Origin of the sequence: Thiobacillus denitrificans, assembly GCF_001530125.1 — a bacterium.
GTDB classification, from domain to species: domain Bacteria; phylum Pseudomonadota; class Gammaproteobacteria; order Burkholderiales; family Thiobacillaceae; genus Thiobacillus; species Thiobacillus denitrificans_C.
The window spans coordinates 120367-139960 of record NZ_LDUG01000021.1; the positions used below are offsets into that span (position 1 = coordinate 120367).

The 19594-nt window shown below is 63.9% G+C and carries 18 protein-coding genes; 8 read left to right on the forward strand and 10 right to left on the reverse strand.

All coding sequences use genetic code 11. The annotated features are described in order from the left end of the window. Positions 1–194: 194 nt before the first annotated feature. From flgA to ABW22_RS08775, 3 genes are all read left to right on the forward strand, one after another. Positions 195–866: a flagellar basal body P-ring formation chaperone FlgA gene (gene flgA, locus ABW22_RS08765; protein ID WP_237763282.1), complete on the forward strand. Its 672-nt coding sequence runs from the start codon at positions 195–197 to the stop codon at positions 864–866. A gap of 97 nt (positions 867–963) precedes the next feature. Then, complete coding sequence (gene flgM, locus ABW22_RS08770; protein WP_059754991.1) at positions 964–1260, forward strand: flagellar biosynthesis anti-sigma factor FlgM; 297 nt, start codon at positions 964–966, stop codon at positions 1258–1260. Continuing rightward, positions 1247–1738 carry a flagella synthesis protein FlgN gene (locus ABW22_RS08775; protein ID WP_059754993.1) on the forward strand — a complete coding sequence of 164 codons (492 nt, stop codon included), beginning with the start codon at positions 1247–1249 and terminating at the stop codon, positions 1736–1738. Before flgM (ABW22_RS08770) ends, ABW22_RS08775 begins: the two co-directional genes overlap by 14 nt. A 375-nt stretch (positions 1739–2113) precedes the next feature. On the opposite strand, the gene mnmC is transcribed toward ABW22_RS08775, so the two are convergent. Next, positions 2114–3946: a bifunctional tRNA (5-methylaminomethyl-2-thiouridine)(34)-methyltransferase MnmD/FAD-dependent 5-carboxymethylaminomethyl-2-thiouridine(34) oxidoreductase MnmC gene (gene mnmC, locus ABW22_RS08780; protein ID WP_059754996.1), complete on the reverse strand. Its 1833-nt coding sequence runs from the start codon at positions 3944–3946 to the stop codon at positions 2114–2116. 356 nt (positions 3947–4302) lie between these two features. On the opposite strand from mnmC, the gene ABW22_RS08785 reads away from it, so the two are divergent. After that, complete coding sequence (locus ABW22_RS08785; RefSeq protein WP_059754999.1) at positions 4303–4704, forward strand: BON domain-containing protein; 402 nt, start codon at positions 4303–4305, stop codon at positions 4702–4704. Between the two features lie 85 nt (positions 4705–4789). On the opposite strand, the gene ABW22_RS08790 is transcribed toward ABW22_RS08785, so the two are convergent. The 7 genes from ABW22_RS08790 to ppa form a co-directional block, all read right to left on the reverse strand. After that, positions 4790–5098, reverse strand: a complete 309-nt coding sequence (locus tag ABW22_RS08790; RefSeq protein WP_059755010.1) for a hypothetical protein — start codon at positions 5096–5098, stop codon at positions 4790–4792. Between the two features lie 104 nt (positions 5099–5202). Further along, on the reverse strand, positions 5203–6114 hold the full coding sequence (locus ABW22_RS08795; protein WP_059755013.1) for a CoB--CoM heterodisulfide reductase iron-sulfur subunit B family protein: 912 nt from the start codon (positions 6112–6114) through the stop codon (positions 5203–5205). 13 nt (positions 6115–6127) lie between these two features. Further along, complete coding sequence (locus tag ABW22_RS08800; protein WP_059755016.1) at positions 6128–6760, reverse strand: 4Fe-4S dicluster domain-containing protein; 633 nt, start codon at positions 6758–6760, stop codon at positions 6128–6130. Between the two features lie 52 nt (positions 6761–6812). Then, the gene (locus ABW22_RS08805; RefSeq protein ID WP_059755019.1) at positions 6813–9044 is read right to left on the reverse strand and encodes a hydrogenase iron-sulfur subunit; all 2232 of its coding nucleotides are present in this window, start codon (positions 9042–9044) and stop codon (positions 6813–6815) included. A gap of 2 nt (positions 9045–9046) precedes the next feature. Then, positions 9047–10330, reverse strand: coding sequence for a CoB--CoM heterodisulfide reductase iron-sulfur subunit A family protein (locus ABW22_RS08810; protein WP_059755022.1), 1284 nt, complete (start codon positions 10328–10330; stop codon positions 9047–9049). 193 nt (positions 10331–10523) lie between these two features. Further along, positions 10524–11075, reverse strand: coding sequence for a metallophosphoesterase family protein (locus ABW22_RS08815; RefSeq protein WP_059755025.1), 552 nt, complete (start codon positions 11073–11075; stop codon positions 10524–10526). A 119-nt stretch (positions 11076–11194) separates the two neighbouring features. Beyond that, positions 11195–11743 (reverse strand): inorganic diphosphatase, encoded by a 549-nt coding sequence (gene ppa / locus ABW22_RS08820; RefSeq protein ID WP_059755028.1) that lies wholly within the window; start codon positions 11741–11743, stop codon positions 11195–11197. A gap of 92 nt (positions 11744–11835) precedes the next feature. On the opposite strand from ppa, the gene mfd reads away from it, so the two are divergent. The 4 genes from mfd to ABW22_RS08840 all read left to right on the forward strand — a co-directional run bounded on the left by mfd (position 11836) and on the right by ABW22_RS08840 (position 16895). Then, positions 11836–15234, forward strand: a complete 3399-nt coding sequence (gene mfd, locus ABW22_RS08825) for a transcription-repair coupling factor (RefSeq protein ID WP_059755033.1) — start codon at positions 11836–11838, stop codon at positions 15232–15234. 13 nt (positions 15235–15247) lie between these two features. After that, positions 15248–16090 (forward strand): phosphoserine phosphatase SerB, encoded by an 843-nt coding sequence (serB, locus tag ABW22_RS08830; protein WP_059755037.1) that lies wholly within the window; start codon positions 15248–15250, stop codon positions 16088–16090. 90 nt (positions 16091–16180) lie between these two features. Further along, positions 16181–16489: a flagellar biosynthesis anti-sigma factor FlgM gene (flgM, locus tag ABW22_RS08835; RefSeq protein ID WP_059755040.1), complete on the forward strand. Its 309-nt coding sequence runs from the start codon at positions 16181–16183 to the stop codon at positions 16487–16489. A gap of 196 nt (positions 16490–16685) precedes the next feature. Next, positions 16686–16895: a heavy-metal-associated domain-containing protein gene (locus ABW22_RS08840; RefSeq protein ID WP_059755044.1), complete on the forward strand. Its 210-nt coding sequence runs from the start codon at positions 16686–16688 to the stop codon at positions 16893–16895. A 22-nt stretch (positions 16896–16917) separates the two neighbouring features. On the opposite strand, the gene ABW22_RS08845 is transcribed toward ABW22_RS08840, so the two are convergent. Both ABW22_RS08845 and ABW22_RS08850 read right to left on the reverse strand, forming a co-directional pair. After that, positions 16918–19008 (reverse strand): EAL domain-containing protein, encoded by a 2091-nt coding sequence (locus ABW22_RS08845; RefSeq protein ID WP_059755048.1) that lies wholly within the window; start codon positions 19006–19008, stop codon positions 16918–16920. Then, positions 19008–19594: ABC transporter substrate-binding protein (locus ABW22_RS08850; RefSeq protein WP_269083909.1), on the reverse strand; the 587-nt coding region annotated here is incomplete at its 5' end. The genes ABW22_RS08845 and ABW22_RS08850, both read right to left, overlap by 1 nt.

The window sequence follows — 19594 nt, forward strand, 5'->3', positions numbered from 1 at the left end:
GCAAAGCCTTTTTGCGATGACTGCATCCTAGACACGCGCCTGTCCATCCAATCGCACGATAAGCGGCAAAAAGCCCGCCCATTTCGACGCTTAAGATGGCGCGCCGCTTCCTACAATGGCGCAGTGTGAGAAGTCGAGTCGAGGAGTCGCAGATGGCAGCAGGTGCACCCCATGCAGGTAGACGAGCCCACCGAATGTGGCTGGCCGCCGCGTGCCTGTGCGTGTCGGCCGTCGCCCACGCGTCGGATCGGCAAGACCCGGCCGCGCTGCAGGCGCACGCCGAACGCTTCCTGAAAACGCAAACCGGCGGCCTGCCCGGCAAGGTGTCGATTCAAGTCAACCCGCCGCGCAGTTCGCTGCCGGCCTGTGCGGCGCTCGATACCTTTCAGCCGGCGGGCAGCCGCAGCACCGGCAAGCTCACCGTGGGGGTGCGCTGCCTGGCGCCGACCCCATGGACGGTTTACCTGTCCGCCCAGGTACGCGTGATCGGAAATTATGTCGTGACCCGCCAGCCGCTGCCCGCCAACCACGTGCTGACCGCGGCCGACATCACCCTGCGCGAGGGCGACCTCGGCAGCCTGCCCGCCGACGTCGTCACCGATGCCGATGCGATGCTAGGGTATCGCGCGGTTTCCGGGCTGGCTGCCGGCGCGCCGCTGCGCAATGCGCTATTACGTCCGCCGCTGGTGGTGCAGCAGGGACAGACCACCCGCCTGGTGATGAACGGCCCGGGGTTTTCCGTCCAGAGTCAGGGCCAGGCGCTGGCGAATGCCAGCCGCGGCGACCGGGTGCGGGTGAAAACCCGCTCCGGCCAGGTGGTCAGCGGCGTGGCGCAGGACGGCCAGCAGGTGGTGGTCAGCTTTTGAGTCGACCACCCGGCTTCAGTAAATTTGCAAATTGACGTTACTGACATAGCTTGAAAAATATCAGCCCCGTTCTGCTGACCCGAACCAGGAACCCGCCATGAAAATTGATCCCGGACAGAAGCCCGTTACGCTGCCGGCCGCCGGCGAAAACCGCCCCGCCCAGGCGCAGGCGAACACGCGTGCCGACACCGAGCAGACCGCTGTCACCCTGAGTCAGCGCGCCGCCAAGCTGAAACAACTGGAAACCCAGCTTGCAGCGATTCCGGTTATCGACCGGGCGCGTGTGGACAGCATCAAGCAAGCCATCGCCAGCGGCCAGTACACCATCAAACCCGAAAATATCGCCGATGGCCTGATCGACTCGGTGAAGGAGATGCTCCGTGTCGCCAAATAAACCGTCGCACGACAACCCGTCCCTGCTTGCCAGGCTGAAGGTGGAAAATACCGCGTGGCAGGCATTGCTGCAGGTGCTGCAGGAAGAGGAACAGGCGCTGATCGAAGGCGCCGCCGACCGCCTGGCGGGGCTGAACACCACCAAACTGACCCAGTTGCAGACCGTGAGCGAGCATGCGCGAAACCGTCTTGCCGATCTGCAGGCTGCCGGCCACACGCCCGATCACGCCGGGATGGATTCCTGGCTGGCGCAGCTTGGCCAGCCCGAAGCACGTACCCACTGGCAGCAGCTGCGCGACATGGAACAAGCAGCCCAGGCGATGAACCAGCGCATCGGCGCGCTGATCGAGCTGCGCCTGGCCTCCACCCGACAAGCGCTCAATGTGCTGGTCCACAGCGCAACCAGCCAGGGCGGCCTGTACGACCAGGCCGGCCTCGCGGTCGCCGCGCGCAAAGGCAAACCGCTCACCGCTGCCTGATGATTAAACGGCCTGGATAGGGTTATAGCCTTGCTTTCAGCCTGAGGGCGAGCCGTCTAAGACAACCCTGACCTGTAGGAGCACCCGCAAGGGGTAGGCCATGGTTGTAGAGCCGCTTACGCGGCAACAACCACGCACCGGCGCCCTCGCCGCGATTTCGCACCGCCTCGATCACCACTGCATCGGGCCGAGGGCGGCCCTCCTACGCACCCCACCTGTAGGAGCACCCGCAAGGGGTAGGCCATGGTTGTAGAGCCGCTTACGCGGCAACAACCACGCACCGGCGCCCTCGCCGCGATCTCCGCGCCGCGACGACCGCCCCATCGGCCGGGGAGCGTCCTCCTGCAACAACGCAATCTTTAGTGCAATCCAATTTCATCTGGCTGGTTTAGCACGCGTAAAACGCGCCGGGCCAATCGCCTGCATCAACTCGGCCTCCAGCGGCAAGGGGTGTTGCGTCATCAGATCGGCCAGCGCCTCGCCCAGCAAGCCCGCCCACACCACGCCGCGCGAGGCATAGCCCGCCGCCACGAACAGTCCCGGTTGCCCGCTGACCGCCCCCATGATCGGCAGGCGATCCGGCAGCGTCGCGCGCAGCGAGGCGCGGCCGCTCACCGCGTCCCTCGCAAAACGTTCACCCGCTCCCGGCAAGATCGCCTCCAGCCTTGCCAGATTGGCAAGATCGCTTGCCGTGCGCGGCGTGATGTCGTCGTCATCGTGCTCGTAGGTTGCGCCGACCAGAAGCTGCCCCCCGCCCGGCGCTACATAGCCTTCGCGCGCAATCACCCGCTGGATCTGCGGCAGGCGGCCGGGCGGCAACTGCGTGATCTGCCCGCGCACGGTATGGAGCGGCCAGGCCGGGTCGGGCGCCAGGCTCAGGACATCGCACGCGTTCGCCAGCACCACGGCATCGGCTTCGGCCAGCACCGCGCCGTCGCGGTCCAGCACCTGCCAGCCCGCCGCAACGGCCTGCACGCGCGCGACGGCGCAGCCGGTCCTGAGCTGGATCGCCGGGTGGTCGAGCCAGGCGCGGCACAAGCTTCCCGGCACCACCCAGCCCGCCGTCGGGTAAAACACGCCGGGCGCGACGACCGGCCAGTTGGCCAGCTCGCGCGCCTCGCGCAGCTCGACCCAGCGCGCGAAATCGGCAGGCGGCGCAGTGCCGGCCAGCGCCTGTTGCTGCTTCGTTGCGGCATCCGCATCCTTAGCCAGATGCAGCACGCCGCAGCGCGACCACTCCACCTGTTCACCCAGCGCCGCCCAGGCGCGCAGGTCATGCAGGAACGCCGCGCGGGTGAGACGGCTGGCGCGGTTGTCGTCGCGCGAGATCACCGGTCGAAACACCGCCACCGGATTGCCCGAAGCGGCCTGCGCAGGCGAATCGGCGCGCTCCAGCACGGTGACCGCAACGCCGCGCTGCGCCAGCGCATGCGCGGTGGCCGCCCCCGCCACGCCGGCACCAACCACGACGACATGCTGCGGCATGGCGGATTCAATCCAGTTTGACCTCCCAGCAAAACGCGCGCTCAGACAATGCTGCTTACTGCCATGGCCCCTGCGTGCCTCGCAGACGAAGCCTGCTTCCGTTAAGCCTTGCTGCATCGGCGCTGCCACCGTGCAGGTCGCGGCCGCCGCACCGGCCTTGGCCAGCCGCGCCAGTTCATCAAACAGCCTGGGTTGCAACAAACCGGCATTGCCGTCGAACGCTGAGCCGTCCAGATAGAAGGCGTCCACACCTGCCTGCACGTTGGGCACACAGTCGAATACGTCGCCCAGCATCAGGGTGAGCTGCACCCGGCCGCCGTCGAGCGCGATGCGATGGAAGCCCGACGTCAGCGCCGGCCAGTTCGCCCGCAGTTCACTGGACAGCGCGGAGAATTCCGGCCACAGCGCATGCAGGCGCGCCAGATCGTCGGCGCGGAACGGATACTTCTCGACCGACAGAAAATGCAGCCGCGTGGGGCGCACCGGATCCACCCGCCACGCCGCCCAGGTCGCCAGGAAATTCAGTCCGGTGCCGAAGCCGGTTTCCAGCACGACAAAGCTTTCGCGTCCCGCCCATTGTTCCGGCAGACCGCAGCCCTGCAGGAACACATGGCGCGCCTGCCCCGCGCCGCCGTCGGCAGAATGGTAGATGTCGCCGTAGACGGCGGAATACGGGACACCGTCCCTGAATTCGAGCGTGGCGGGGGTGATGGTTTTCAGCACCCCCGAATGTTACATTGGGCCGGTTGAGTGCCGCGTCACCCAATCATGCTCAAACAAAAAACTGGCTTCGTCTTGCGCTCGTCGTGTTGGCCGGGTCTGCGCTGGCCTATGCAGGCTGGTATGTCACCCGGCCGCAGCCGACAGGCAGGCCCCATCTGGAAGCGCAATACAGACCTTTAATGCGCGATTAACCTTTGTCCTACAAAATTACGCGAATTTCACCTATACATATGGGGAGACGCTGGAACTAAATTTTCATCTGCGTGGCTGACACCAACAGCGTCCCCACTCGGTGCGTACCCAGCAAGCGAAACAGCGCATTAGTTCAACCTCTTTTCATCCTTCAGGAGACCCCCATGAAAAACGTATCCAGTATTGCAGTGATCGCCCTTGCTTCAAGCCTTGCCCTGCTCGCCACCGGTTGCGACCGCAAGCCTGCAGACCAGACTGCCGGTGAAAAAATGGACAATGCCGCCACGGACAGCCGAAACGCGGTGAGGGACATGGGCGACACGATGGAACGTAAAGCCGATCAGGCAGGCCAGGCCATCGACGACGCCTCGATCACCGCGACGATCAAAGGAAAATACCTGGTTGATGACACGCTCAAGGGCCTGGATATCTCGGTCGACACCGAGCAGGGGGTCGTTAAGCTGACCGGCCCGGTACAGAGTGACACGGCAAAGGAACTCGCCACTCAGATTGCGCAGAACGTCGAAGGGGTGGTGCGCGTGGACAACCAGCTCACGGTCCAATAATCAGTCCGACACGACGCGCCCACAATGCGCAGGAAGAGGAGCCTGCCTGGCTCCCCTCTGCCCCCGCGGAGGCATTTCCCTTGGCTCAGGCCTCATACCCTTCACGGTGCGTCACATTGATCGTGCGCAGCAGTTCGCGGAACGGAATGCTGCGCTCGTGTTTCTTGAACAGCGGCATGAAGGCCAGATCCCCGCCCTGACCCACGCCGCTATATTTGCCCGACGTCATCGACTCGTGCAGTTCGCGCAGCATCGAATCCAGCGAGTCGAGATACGGCGTGTAGGTGGCGGCCTCTTCGTCGTCGTGTTCCAGGCAGGCGCGCAATTCGTCGACCTCGTACACCGCCTCGTGCACCAGGTCGATCAGTTCATTCAGGTCTTTGGCTTTTTTCATGTCGTACTCGTCCTTAAAAAACGCAAGCATACCGGCTCGGCACGCGTGGGCAACCCAACGAAAAACAGGGGCTCTCGCCCCTGTTCGTCCGTGCCTGATACGACTCAGCGCTTGACCGGCTTGGCGGCGATCTCCTCCAGCCGACGCGCCTTGATGACCTGGCCGTTCAACCCTGCGTCCTTGGCGCTGCCACCGTAGGCGACGACCATTAACTGGCTGTAGTACATCACCGGAATGTCGAACTTGGTGCCGTATTTCTTGTTGACGTGGCCCTGGTAGATCTCGACGTTGGCCTGGCACAGCGGGCACGGTGTCACGATCATTTCGGCGCCGTGGTCGTAGGCCGACTCGACGATGTCCTTGATCTGCGCCTGCGCCTTTTCGGGTTCGGAGAACGCCAGCGCGCCGCCGCAGCAGGTGACCTTCTGCTCGTATTCCGGGATCGATTCGGCGCCGACCATTTCGACCATCTTGTCGAGATACTGCGGGTTTTCGAACGATTCGCCATCGACGCCGAACGGGCGGTTGGTCTGGCAACCGACGTAGCCGGCGATCTTGACGCCTTCCAGCGGCCGCACGACGTGCTTTTTCATTTCGTCAAAGCCGAGATCTTCGATCAGCACTTCGACCATGTGACGGATATTGGGCATTTCGTTGATGGTGAGGCCCGCTTCCTTCAGCGCTTCGCGGGTGTCGGACATCAGCGTGTCGGAGTGCGTCAGGCGCTCGCGGGTTTCGCGCGCGCCCAGCCAGCAGGCGGCGCAGGTGGCGACGATTTCCTGCCCCGGCAGGTGCTGCTCGGACAAGGCGAAGTTGCGCGCGTTGAGCACGTGGCGAGGCAGTTCGCCGGCCTCGGCGTAGCCGATCGAAGCGCCGCAGCAGTTCCAGTCGGGAATCTCGGTCAGTTTGACGTCGAGCGTCTTGCACATCGACTCGACCGAGGTCAAGTAGTTGGATGCGGAAGCGCCTTTCTGCGACGAGCAACCGGGGTAAAACGCGTATTCATGTTTGGCCATATTATCTCTCTCCTCAGCCCGCCATCTTGGCGGTCTTGCGGCTGCGTTCGATTTCGTAGGCTTTTTTAAGCATCGCCTGGATGCCTGTCTGATCCTTGCACTTGTGGCCGCCAAACAGTTCAAACGGGTTCAGACGCCTGGCCTTGAGCAGACCAATCGCAACCGCCTGCATCGCCATGCCGTTCTTGACGCCCTGGACAAAGCCGTCCTTGAAGTACAGGCCCAGCGACAGCTTGAGTTCATTGACGCGTCCGGTGTGGGTGCAGTTTTTCCAGAACAGGCCGCTGAAGAAGCGCGTCGGCTGCATCTTCGGCGCCATGCCCAACCGATGCGCATATTCGGCGATGCCGTGCATGATGTGGGTGATCGGCAGCTTGCGCGGGCAGCGCACGATGCAGTTGTAGCAGGACGTGCAGTTCCACATCGAGCTGCTGGTCAGCACTTCCTCGCGCTTGCCGGCGAGAATCATCATGAAGAGTTCCTGCGGCGGATGTTCCCACGCGCTCTGGAAGTTGGTCGGGCAGGAACCGGAACAGACGCCGCATTGCATGCACATCTTGACCCAATCGCCCATCTCGACCTGCTCTTCGATTTCCTTCAGGAAATTGTTGCGGTATTTCTCCGCCACTGCAGTGTTTGCGCTCATGTCGTATCCTTGCCTGCTAAATGATGCATCGTCAAAAATGGCCGATGCATGACTAGAAGCCTTTGAACGGGCTGGGGCCAACAGCGACCAGCTCGGCGGCGTACTTGTTGATCATTTCGGGCACCCGCTCAATGTCGGTGATCGCGACTTCGAGATCGCGCACGCGCTCCGATTCCAGGTTCAGCGTTTTCAGCGTGTCGTCGATCTTGGACAAGCGCACCCGACCGAGCTCGGAGCCCTTGACGAAATGGCACTGGTATTCGTCGCCGGATTTGCAGCCCATCAGCATCACGCCGTCGTAGCCGGCGTTCAGCGCATCGGTGATCCAGATGGTGTTGACCGAACCGAGGCAGCGGATCGGGATGATGCGCACAAACGCCGAATACTCGTTGCGGCTCATCCCGGCCATGTCGAGCGCCGGGTAGGCGTCGTTCTCGCAGGCCAGAATCAGGATGCGCGGCTTCTCGGAGAATTCGTCGGGAATGTCGACCGCCTTGATCTGCGCGCCGACGCTGTTGATCGAGTAGTTATCGAACGAGATCACCCGCACTGGGCAGGCGCCCATGCAGGTGCCGCAACGGCGGCAACGCGATTCGTTGACCACCGGGAAGCGCTTTTCATCCTCGTCGATGGCGCCGAACGGACACTCCACCGTGCAGCGTTTGCACTGGGTGCAGCCTTCCAGGCGGATTTTCGGGAATGAAAGATCACCCGAACGCGGGTGCGCGGCGCGCCCCAGTTCGGCATTTTCCAGCGCCTGGATGGCCTTCAGTGCGGCGCCGGTGGCATCCTCGCGCGCCTGCGCGATGTCCATCGGGCGGCGCACCGGGCCGGCGGTGTAGATGCCGGTGCGGCGGGTTTCATAGGGGAAGCAGATGAAGTGCGAGTCGGTGAAGCCCTGCTTCAGCTGCGGCACGTCCGGACCCTGACGGTAGCTCAGGTTGAGGATGGAAATCGGCTTGATCTCCACCGTGCCCGCTTCTGCCGCTTCAGCCGGGAGTTCGATGTTGACGCCCGAGTTCGGCACCTGGCCGGTCGCCAGCACCACCAGATCGACGTCCACCATCGACGCATCGGTGTCACCCAGAATCAGGTCGTTGAATTTCACCGTGCTGGTGTTGCCCATGGGCATCACTTCGGCGACCTTGCCCTTGGTGAAGATGACGCCTTTTTCCTGCGCGCTGCGGTAGAAATCCTCGCCGTTGCCGGGCGTGCGCAGATCCGTGTAGATGATGGTGGTATCCACATCCGGGTTCACGTCCTTGAAGTACATCGCCTGCTTGATGCTGGCGTTGCAGCAGAAGCCGGAGCAGTAGGACAGGTGCTGGCCGGTGGTGTCGCGCTGGCCAGCGCACTGCACGAACACCACCGATTTCACCGGTGCGCCATCCGAGGGCCGGCGGATCACGCCGTCGCCCGCCGCTGCGGCAGATGCCAGCGCTTCGAGCCCGGCCTGGTCGACCACGTTGGGCGACTTGCCGCCACCGAGTTCCGGCAGCTTGTTCATGTCATACAGGGTGAAGCCGGTCGCCTGCACGATGGCGCCGATGTCCTCGGTGTGCGTCGCACCCGATTCGGTGGCAACGTCGACCACGAAGCGACCCGGCGCGCCGTCGGTCTTGGCGATGGTCGCGTTCAGATACAGCTTGATGTTGCTGTCGGCCAGCACCTGCGAAACCAGGTCGGCCACGCCGGTGTCGGCGGGCGACTTGTAGGGCTCATGCACCGGGGTGCGCTTGTAGAGCTTGCCGGCCCAGCCGCCGAGTGCGCCGGACTTTTCCACCAGCACGACCGAATAGCCGGTCTTCGATGCCTCGATTGCCGTGGTCATGCCTGTGACACCGCCACCGACCACCAGCAGGGTCTTGCTGCCGCCGGTGTTGGGGTTGCCGGCGGGCGCGGTCATCGCCTTCACTTCGGCGCAGCCCATGCGAATGTAGTCTTCCGCCATTTCCTGGGTGGTCTCGCGCGCCTCGTCGGTGTCGGGGCGAATCCAGACCACGCCTTCGCGCAGGTTGGCACGTGCCACCGCGTTTTCCGGGAAGTTGAACGCCTCGGTCTTGGCGCGGCGCGAACAGGCGCCGATCATGATGTGGGTGACGCCCTCGTTGGCGATGTCATTCTTGATCATCGCCACGCCGTCGGCGTTGCACAGGAAATCGTGCGATTTCGCCAGCGGCACCTTGCCGTCCTTCTGTGCGATCTTGACCAGCGCGTCGGTGTCGAGGCGCTCGCCCAGTCCGCAGCCCTTGCAGATATACGCTGCGACTTTGATGTCAGCCATGTTTAAGCCTCCGCCTTTGCTACTTTATTGACCACCTGGATGGCGCGCAATGCCGCCGCCGTGGCCGATTGCACGGCACGGTTCACGTCCAGCGCATTCGACGCGCAGCCGGCGCCGAACACCGCGCCGTTGGCCGGATCGGCTTCGATGAAGCCGCTCGAGTCCGCGACGATGTGGCCGGGAATGTTGATGCCCTTGACCGAGGGCTCCATGCCCACTGCCAGCACCACCAGGTCGTGCGGCGTGGTGTAGCGCTTGTAGCCTTCAGTGTCGACGCCATGGCACACCGGGTTGCCGTGCTCGTCCTCAGTGATCTTCGCGACCTTGGACTTGATGAAGTTGACCGAGGGGTCGGCCTGCACCTTCTGGTAGAAGTCCTCGAAGCGGTCGATGGCGCGGATGTCGATGTAGTAGATGGTCGACTTGCCGTCTTCCGGATACTTCTCGCGCACGTAATGCGTCTGCTTCAGCGACGCCATGCAGCAGATGCGCGAACAGTGCCGCAGGTGGTTTTCGTCGCGCGAACCGGCACACTGGATGAAGGCGATGTTCTTCGCTTCCTTGCCATCGCTGGGACGCAGGATCTTGCCGCCGGTGGGGCCCTGGAGGGCGGCCAGGCGCTCGAACTCCACACTGGTGATGACGTTCTTGAAGCGGCCGTAGCCGTAGGGCTGAATCTTGGCCGCGTCGTAGGGCTGCCAGCCGGTCGCCCAGATCACCGCGCCGGCCTTGACCTGGATCGTCTCCTCCTGCATGTCGAGATCGATCGCGCCGTATTTGCACGCAGCCTTGGCTTTTTCAGCGTCGGCCGTGCCGATGATCGCCGGGTCCAGCACATAGCGCTGCGGATAGGCCATCGCATTCGGCAGATAGGCTGCCTTGTGCTGGCTGAGGTTGTAGTTGAACGGGTCGTCCACCTTCATCTCCACCGCGCGCTCGCAGTCGCCGCAAGCGGTGCAGTTCTCGTTCACATAGCGCGGACGGACCTTGATGGTGGCGGTGTAGTTGCCGGTGCTGCCCTCGATGCCGGTCACTTCTGCCAGCGTCAGCAAGCGCACGCGGGGGTTGCCCTTGAGGCGGCGCAGGTTGATTTCCAGACCGCAGGTGGGGTGGCACAGCTTGGGAAAGTAGCGATACAGCTGGGAGGTGCGTCCGCCCAGTGCGGGATTTTTCTCAACCAGGACGACGTTCTTGCCGGTTTCGGCCGCTTCGAGCGCGGCGGTCATGCCAGAAATCCCGCCGCCCACCACGAGAATCGTCTCGTTGGTCGCAACATGCTCCGTCATTGTTGTTTCCTCCATCCGATGGATGCAAAGCCATTTGAAATTACCTGGGATTTCCACCCGGATAACCGGGTTATTCGCCCGGAATTGAATCTTGTAAATGGTACTCCGAAGGCCGTACCTGCCGCCACGGGCAAGCGCGCTATCTCAATCGAAGTTTTCTATGCGCGAATAAGAGGAAGTGCGGACGCTGCCATCACACGTGCGGCGTAACGGGAGGAAGAACCGAAGTCGGCGCCGCCTCGATGGTGACGATCTCGAACTGCATCGTTGCGAGGTCGGCCATGATGTAGGTGGGCGGCGCGCCGACGCCGCCGACGGTGCCGGGGTTGATCAGCCAGGTATGCCCGCCCTTGATGGTGGCGACCTGCTTGATGCTCGATTTGTGGTCGTGACCGCAGCACACGAGGTCGTAGTCGCCGGTGCAGGCGAGCGCCTGCGCGTAATGGGGATAGTGCACCAGGAACAGGTCGCGGTCGGCCAGGGTGAAGGATGCGTCCTGGCCGTGGTAGCGGATCACGCTGTTGGGCTCGGCGGCGAGCCGGCTCATGTTGTAGAGGTCGCCGGTGTTGTTGCCGTGGATGACGTGCACCGGCAATTCGTATTTCTGCAGCACGCGCAGCGTCGTCGGCGCGACCACATCGCCGCAGTGCAGCACCGCTTCCGCCCCGTGCGCCTTGGCGTGTTCGACCGCTGCGCCCAGCAGGCGCCGGTTGTCATGGGAGTCGGACAGGATGCAGACTTTCATCGTTGTTTTATAGGGATCAGGGGCCAGGATTCAGGGGTCAGGGGTTGAACGGCCTGCGGCCGTGCATTCAACCAATGCGAAAGCGCCATCCCCTGATCCCTGAATCCTGACCCCTGCTCTTAAAACGCCGGCTTGTCCGCCGCGTTGCGGTAGCGCTCCACGCCAGCCAGGATTTCGGCGCGGGCGTCGTCGATGCCGACCCAGCCGTCGACCTTGACCCACTTGCCTTCTTCGAGATCCTTATAGTGCTCGAAGAAATGGGAAATCTGCGCCAGCAACAGGGCCTGCAGGTCTTCGGGCCTGTTCACCCCCTTGTAGAGGCCGCACAGCTTGTCGACCGGCACCGCCAGCAGCTTGCCGTCCACCCCGGCTTCGTCGGTCATCTTCAGCATGCCGATGGGGCGGCAGCGCACCACCACGCCGGTGATCAGCGGAATCGGCGTGATCACCAGCACGTCGACCGGGTCGCCGTCTTCCGACAGGGTATGCGGAATGTAGCCGTAGTTGCAGGGGTAGTGCATGGCGGTCGACATGAAGCGGTCGACGAACATGGCGCCGGATTCCTTGTCGACTTCGTACTTGATGGGTTCGCCGTGGGCGGGGATTTCGATGATGACGTTGAAATCGTCGGGCAGGTTGCGGCCGGAACTGACGCGGTTGAGACTCATGGCGGATTCACAAATACGATGAAAGGCGCGCATTATACCCGCCGCCCAGCCCTTCGCTCGCCAGCGATTAATCCTATAATCCCGCTATTTGCATGGCGTTCCTCTTCCCCTCTTCCCGCTCCTCCGGCCCGTTGCGCGGCCAGTCCGGCCTCGCCGGCGCGGCCGACGCGCTTTACCTGGCCGAACTGGCGCGCCACGCTGCGCCGCTGGCGGTGGTGTGCGCCAGCGCATGGGACGCCAACCGCCTGACCGAGGAGCTGCGCTGGTTTGACCCCGCCCTGCGGGTATGCGTGTTTCCCGACTGGGAAACCCTGCCTTATGACAGTTTCTCGCCCCACCCGGACCTGATTTCAGAGCGGCTGGCGACGCTGTACCAGATTTCGCGCGGCGAATTCGATGTCGCCGTGGTGGCGCTTTCCACCGCGCTGTACCGGCTGGCACCACCGGCCTTCCTCGCCGCCCACACGTTTTTCCTCAAGCAGAAGGACACCCTCGACGAAGCCGCCTTCCGCGCGCAGATGGCGCTGGGCGGCTACAGCCACGTCAACCAGGTGTTCTCCCCGGGCGAGTTTTCGATCCGCGGCGGGCTGATCGACCTGTTTCCCATGGGCAGCGCCCTGCCCTACCGCATCGACCTGTTCGACAACGAGATCGAGACGCTGCGCGCGTTCGACGTTGATACCCAGCGCAGCATCTATCCGGTGGGCGAGGTGCGGCTGTTGCCCGCGCGCGAGTTCCCGCTCGACGAGGCCGGCATCACCCGCTTCCGGCAGAATTTCCGCGAGCGCTTTGAAGGCGATCCGTCGAAGTCCAAGCTGTACAAGGACGTCAGCAACGGCCTCGCACCGGCCGGCATCGAGTACTACCTGCCGCTGTTTTTCGAGGAAACGGCGACGCTGTTCGACTACCTGCCCGCGCAGACAAAATTCGTCAGCCACGGCGCGCTCGACCCCGCCGGCCAGGCGTTCTGGGCCGACACGCAAAGCCGCCACCGCCTGCTGTCGGGCGACAGGGACCGCCCGCTGTTGCCGCCCGCCGAGCTGTTTCTGCCGACCGACGCGTTTTTCAGCCTGGCCAAGGGCTACACGCGACTCGATGTGGAACAGGCCGGCGACGGACTCGCCAATCCCGTTCCGCCGATTTCCGTTGACCGCCGCGAGGCGCATCCGGTCGCCAGGCTGCAGGGCTTCATCGAAGGCTTCAAGGGCACGACGCTGATCGTCGCACCGTCGCCCGGGCGCCGCGAAACCCTGCACGAATACCTCGCCGAGCACGGACTCGACGCCACGCTGTGCGACGGCTGGGCCGACTGCACGCCCCGCGCCGAGCGCATCTTGCTGACACACGGCCCACTCGCCGAAGGTTTTGTCACAGCCGACGGAAAACTCGCCGTCATCACCGAAACCGAGCTCTACGCCATCCCGCCGAAAACCCGGCGCGCGAGAGAGGCCCGCGCGACGCAGATCGACAACCTGCTGCGCGACCTCTCGGAACTCAAGCCCGGCGATCCGGTGGTGCACGCGCAGTACGGCGTCGGCCAGTATCTCGGCCTGATCAACATGGACCTCGGCGACGGCGACACCGAGTTCCTGCAGCTCGAATACGCCCGTGGCGACAAGCTCTACGTGCCGGTCGCCAACCTGCACCTGATCTCGCGCTACAGCGGTGCCAGCGAAGGCGCGGCGCCTTTACATAAATTAGGCACCGACCAGTGGGAAAAGGCGCGCCGCCGCGCCATGCAGGCGGCACGCGACACCGCGGCCGAGCTGCTCAACCTGTACGCGCTGCGCGCCGCACGCGAGGGCCACGCGTTCAAGTTCTCGCTGCACGATTACGAGGCCTTTGCCGAGGGCTTCGGCTACGAGGAAACCCCCGACCAGGCCGCCACCATCGCTGCCGTCATGGCCGACATGCAGTCGGGCAAGCCGATGGACCGGCTGGTGTGCGGCGACGTCGGCTTCGGCAAGACCGAGGTCGCGCTGCGCGCCGCCTTCATGGCGGTGATGGGCGGCTATCAGGTGGCGGTGCTGGTGCCGACCACCTTGCTCGCCGAGCAGCATTTCAACAATTTTTCCGACCGCTTTTCCGCCTGGCCGGTCAAACTCGCCGAACTGTCGCGCTTCCGCAGCCCCAGGGAGCAGGCCGAGGCGCTGCAGGCCTTGCGTGACGGCAAGCTCGACATCGTCATCGGCACCCACCGGCTGATCCAGAAGGACGTCAAGTTCGCCCGCCTGGGGCTGGTGATCCTGGACGAGGAACACCGCTTCGGCGTGCGCCAGAAGGAACAGCTGAAGGCGCTGCGCGCCGAGGTCGACGTGCTGACGCTGACCGCCACCCCGATTCCGCGCACGCTGGCGATGTCGCTCGAAGGCATCCGCGACTTCTCGGTGATCGCCACCGCGCCGCAGAAGCGGCTGGCGATCAAGACCTTCGTTCAGCCGTTTTCCACCGGGCTGATCCGCGAGGCCGTGCTGCGCGAGCTGAAGCGCGGCGGCCAGGTATATTTCCTGCACAACGAAGTCAGCACCATCCAGGCCATGCGCGAACGGCTGGAAAAGCTGCTGCCGGAAGCGCGCATCCGCGTCGGCCACGGCCAGATGGGCGAGCGCGAACTGGAACAGGTGATCCGCGATTTCTACCAGCAGCGCTACGACGTCCTGCTGTGCACCACCATCATCGAGACCGGCATCGACATTCCGACGGCCAACACCATCCTGATCAACCGCGCCGACAAGTTCGGCCTGGCACAGCTGCACCAGTTGCGCGGCCGCGTCGGGCGCTCGCACCATCAGGCCTTCGCCTACCTGCTGGTGGACGAGGATCGCACCCTGACGCCGCAGGCGAAGAAGCGCCTGGAAGCGATTCAATTGATGGAGGAACTGGGCGCCGGCTTCCATCTCGCCATGCAGGATCTGGAAATCCGCGGCGCCGGCGAGGTGCTGGGCGAGAAGCAGAGCGGCGAAATCCTCGAAGTCGGCTTCTCGCTCTACAACGACATGCTGGCCAGTGCGGTGGCCAGCCTCAAGGCCGGCAAGGAGCCGGACATGAGCCAGCCGCTGGGCGTGGTGTCGGAGATCAACCTGCATCTGCCCGCGCTGCTGCCGGTGGACTACTGCCCCGACGTCCACGAGCGGCTGGTGCTGTACAAGCGGCTGGCGAGCGTCCACGACACGGAAGAACTCACCCAGCTGCAGGAAGAGCTGGTCGACCGCTTTGGCCGCTTGCCCGACCCGGCCCGCGCGCTGCTCGATACCCACCGACTGCGCCTGGCTTCCAAGGCGTTCGGCATCATGAAGATCGACGCCAATGCGGACAGCATCCTGCTGCAGTTCGTGGCGCAGCCGCCAATCGACCCGGGCCGTATCATCCAGCTCATCCAGACCCGGCGCGACATCAAGCTGGCGGGCGAAAACCGCCTGCGCTGGCAGGCCAGCTCGCCCCCCGAGGCGCGCGCCGCCAATGTCATCACCCTGCTCAACCTGCTGAAATAACCGCTATCAACCCATGAATCTGATCGTTCAGGGACCAGACATCCCCACCCCCAGTCTCAAACAGCTCGCCAAGCTCACCGGCGCCGCAGCCATCGAAGCGGTTTCACGCACGGCATTCCGGCTGCTGGACGCCGACGACCGCCCGCGCGCCGAGGTCGCGGCCTTCTGCGAGGCGCATCAACTCGATTGCGGCTGGGTGCCGGCCGAGCGGCGCATCCGCGACTTCGGCCTGCTGGTGATGGACATGGATTCGACGCTCATCACCATCGAGTGCATCGACGAAATCGCCGACATGCAGGGGCTGAAGCCGCAGGTCTCGGCGATCACCGAAGCCGCCATGCGCGGCGAGATCGATTTTGCCGAAAGCCTGCGCCAACGCGTGTCCCTGCTGGCCGGGCTGGACCAGTCCGCCCTGCAGCGGGTGTACAACGAGCGCCTGCAACTGTCGCCGGGCGCCGAGACCCTGCTGGCGGCGGCCCGTGCGGCCGGCATCAAGACGCTGCTGGTGTCGGGCGGCTTCACCTTCTTCACCGAGCGGCTGCAGCCGCGCCTTGCGCTGGACTACACTGCAGCCAATACGCTGGAGGTGGCCGACGGCAAGCTGACCGGGCGCGTGCTGGGCGATATCGTCGACGCCCAGGGCAAGGCCGACTGGCTCAACCGGGTGCGCGCCGAACTGAAGCTGGACCGCGCCCAGGTCATCGCCATGGGTGACGGCGCCAACGACCTGAAAATGATGGCCGAAGCCTGCATCAGCATCGCCTACCGCGCCAAGCCGGTGGTGCGCGCGCAGGCCAGCTACGCGCTGAATCAGGTGGGGCTGGATGGGGTGATTCCGCTGCTGGGATTGAGCTAGGCGGGGGCTAAAGAAAACGCGCTGGCTGCCGATAAACTATTGAGCACACAATCAGTCATAAGACCGTACAACAGCGACCAGGTCCCCCCCGTGAAAATCGACAAGCGCATCACCCCGCCCGCCGCCTCCAAAGCCTCTGCCACCAAGGGCAAGGGTGGAGGCAAGACGTCTGCCCCCACGGCGGGTGGCAGCGATTCGCTGGCGCTGACCGAATCGAGCACCCGTGTCCGCACGCTCGAAGCCCAGCTGGCCGCGGTCGATATCACCGACGTCGGCAAGGTCGAAGCGGTCAAGGCGGCGCTTGCCGACGGCAGCTTCACCGTCGACGCCGAAGTGGTGGCCGACCGTCTGATCGACCACACCAAGGAAGCCTTGCGCAAACGCCCGCGCAAAAAGTAATCCTGGAAAAAGCAGTTAACCACAGAGACACAGAGACACAGAGACAACAACAGTTGCAGAAATATCCGCCCCATCTTTAAACTGGTGAATGGTGCGTGCAGGACTTTTTACTTGTTTTTCAACTCTGTGTCTCTGTGTCTCTGTGGTGAATGAATTGGAATAAAATCAAGCCTCGAATGTTCTTTCGGGGTTCAGCATGAACGAAATCGTTTTGTCCGTGACCGGCATGACCTGCGGCGGCTGCGTCAACAGCGTGCAGAAGGTATTGACAGCCTTGCCGGGGGTGCAAAGCGTCGAGGTCACGCTGACGCCCGGTCAGGCGCGCGTGGTAGTCGACCCCGCCCGGGTTGACCGCGCGGCGCTGGCGCAGGCCGTCATCGATGCGGGGTTCGGCGTCGGCGACTGACCCGGCTGCCGCTCTTCCGCGCTCACGCCGTACCGCACAGCGTTTCCAGCGGCTCGGGGCAATGCACCCCGTTGCCTTGCACAAAATCCACCCCGATCTCGCGCAACACGGCCAGCGTCTGCGCCGACTCGACATATTCGGCCACGGTTTTCAGCCCCATCTGGTGACCGATGCGGTGAATCGCCTCGACCATGGAGCGGTCAATCGGATTGATCGTGATGTCGCGAACAAACGCGCCGTCGATCTTGAGGTAATCGACTTTCAGGTTCTTCAGATAGGTGAAGGACGACAGGCCGCTGCCAAAATCGTCGAGCGCAAAGCTGCACCCAAACTCGCGCATGGCGTCGATGAATTCGTTGACGACAGCAAGGTTGCCGATGGCCGCCGTTTCGGTGATTTCAAAGCACAAGTGCGGCCCCAGCGCGGGATTTTCCTGCAGGCGCTCAAGCAACATGCGGCGAAATGCCGGGTCTTTCAGCGACGCGCCCGACAGATTGACCGCAAACATGCAATGCTGCTCGCGCCTGGCCTCCAGATACCGCTGGCACACGCGTAGCGTTTCCTCGATCACCCAGCTGTCAAGGGCGGGCATGATGGAATACCGCTCGGCCGCCGGGATGAAGGCCATCGGCAGAATTTCGCTGCCGTCGTCGTCCACCATCCGCAACAACAACTCGACATGGCAGGGCGGCTCCCCCACGCTATCGGTGCGGCGGATTTCCTGCCACGACAAGCGCAGACGACCTTCCTCCAGCGCCCGCTGAATGCGCGTCACCCACTGCATCTCGCCGCGGTGGCGCACCAGGTCGTGGCTGGTGCTTTCATAGACATGAATCTGGTTGCGGCCGCGGTCCTTGGCCACATAACACGCGGCATCCGCGGCCGACAGCAGGCTTGCGGCGGTGCCGCTGTCACGGTTGATCGCCACCATGCCCGCGCTCATGCCGACGTTGAAAATGCGATCGCCCCATTTGAAGCGGAAGCGCTGCACTTCGGCGCGGAACGTATCCGCCACCGCCAGCGCATCGGGGATGCTGCAGTTTTCCAGCAGCAGGGCGAACTCGTCGCCCCCCAGGCGCGCCAGCGTATCGCGTTCGCGCAGATTGCCTTTCAGCAGCTGCGCCAGCTGGCGCAGCAGTTCGTCGCCCGCCGCATGGCCGCACGAATCGTTGATCACCTTGAACTGATCGAGGTCCATGTAGCACAGCGCGTGTTCCCGGTCCTGCTGCAGGGCCGACAGTAGTGTGCGCTCCAGCCGCTGCTCGAACTCGCGGCGGTTGATCAGCCCCGTCAGTGCATCGTGACTGGCCTGATAAACCAGACGTGCGGTGGCCTGGTCGATCTTTTCCTGCATCTGGTCCTGCATCGACTGCAAATGGGCCGCCATGTGATTGACGCCGCGCTGCAGACTGCCCAGCTCGGCTTGCCCGGTCTGCGCGACCCGTTCGTCGAGATGCCCCTCGCCGATGCGGCTCACCGTGTGGGTCAAGGCCAGAATCGGCCGGGTGATCTGGCGCCCGATGCGCCAGGCGAGATACAGGCTGACGCCCAGCCCCGCCAGCAGGATGGCCAGGCTGCGCAGGATGGCATCGCGTTGGCTCTTGAAGGTGGCGCTGCGCGAAACATCCAGGCCCACCCAGCCCAGCAGCCGGGTGCTGCCCGGCTGCGCAGTAGGTTCGTCCACCCAGTTGAAGTCTTCAACCACCACCTCGGTACGGGTGATCGGCGCGTAGTACACCAGCCGGTCCTTGTATTCAATTTGATGGAGGCGATCGGTGGGCAGCCTGCCCTGGGCGGGTTCCGTCCAGGCACCGAGGCCGACTTGCACCAGACGCTGGCCGTTATCGGCAAACACCGCCACCCCGCGGACGTCTGCTTCGATCGCCACTTTTTCGAGCAGGGACTGCAACACCTCGATATTGCCCGAAGCGACGCCATATTCGGCCGCCGGTGCGAGCTGGCGGGCAATGGCCGCGGCACGGGTGCGCAACGACTGATCGAGATCGTCGATTTTCCCGGCGATGAGCTGGAACAGCAGCAGGACGCCAATGATGGCCATCGGCACCACAGCCAGGCCGATAACACGCCCGCGTATCCCCAGTGAAGTCGCCATCAATGCCCCCCTCCCAAACGGTTTTCCAGCTCGGCGGCCGACGGCAAAGTGAAACCGAGCGAGCGCGCCACCTGTTCATTGATTGAAACGCTGAAATAGGCGGGGTGCGCAGGCGGCGGCAGATTCACCGGCACGCCCTGAATGGCGCCGTTCACCCATTCGGCGGTCTGTCGGCCGATTTGCGCCGGGCTGGAATGCAGCGACAACAGCGCACCTGCCCGCGTCAGCGAACGTGAGTAGCCCAGAACCGGGACACGGTAGCGGTAGGACGTCAGAAAAAGGCTTTGTGCGGTATTGCGGTTGAATACCAGCGGGTCGGGCACCGCCAGCAGCAACTCGGCGCCCGACAACACATTTTCAAGCGACGTGATCAGCCGCTCATCCGCTGCCAGGACTTGATGCACCAGACCGAGCTGCTGCGTCCGCAGGGCCTCGTCCAGTTCGCCCACCAGGCCGCTCTGCTCGGCGCCCACCAGCATCCCCACGCGCCGCACTTCGGGGAAGGCCAGGCGAATCAACTGCACCTGGCGCTCGAAGGGTTGATCGAGATAGATTGCCGACGCACTGCGGCGACCGCCGTCGCCCA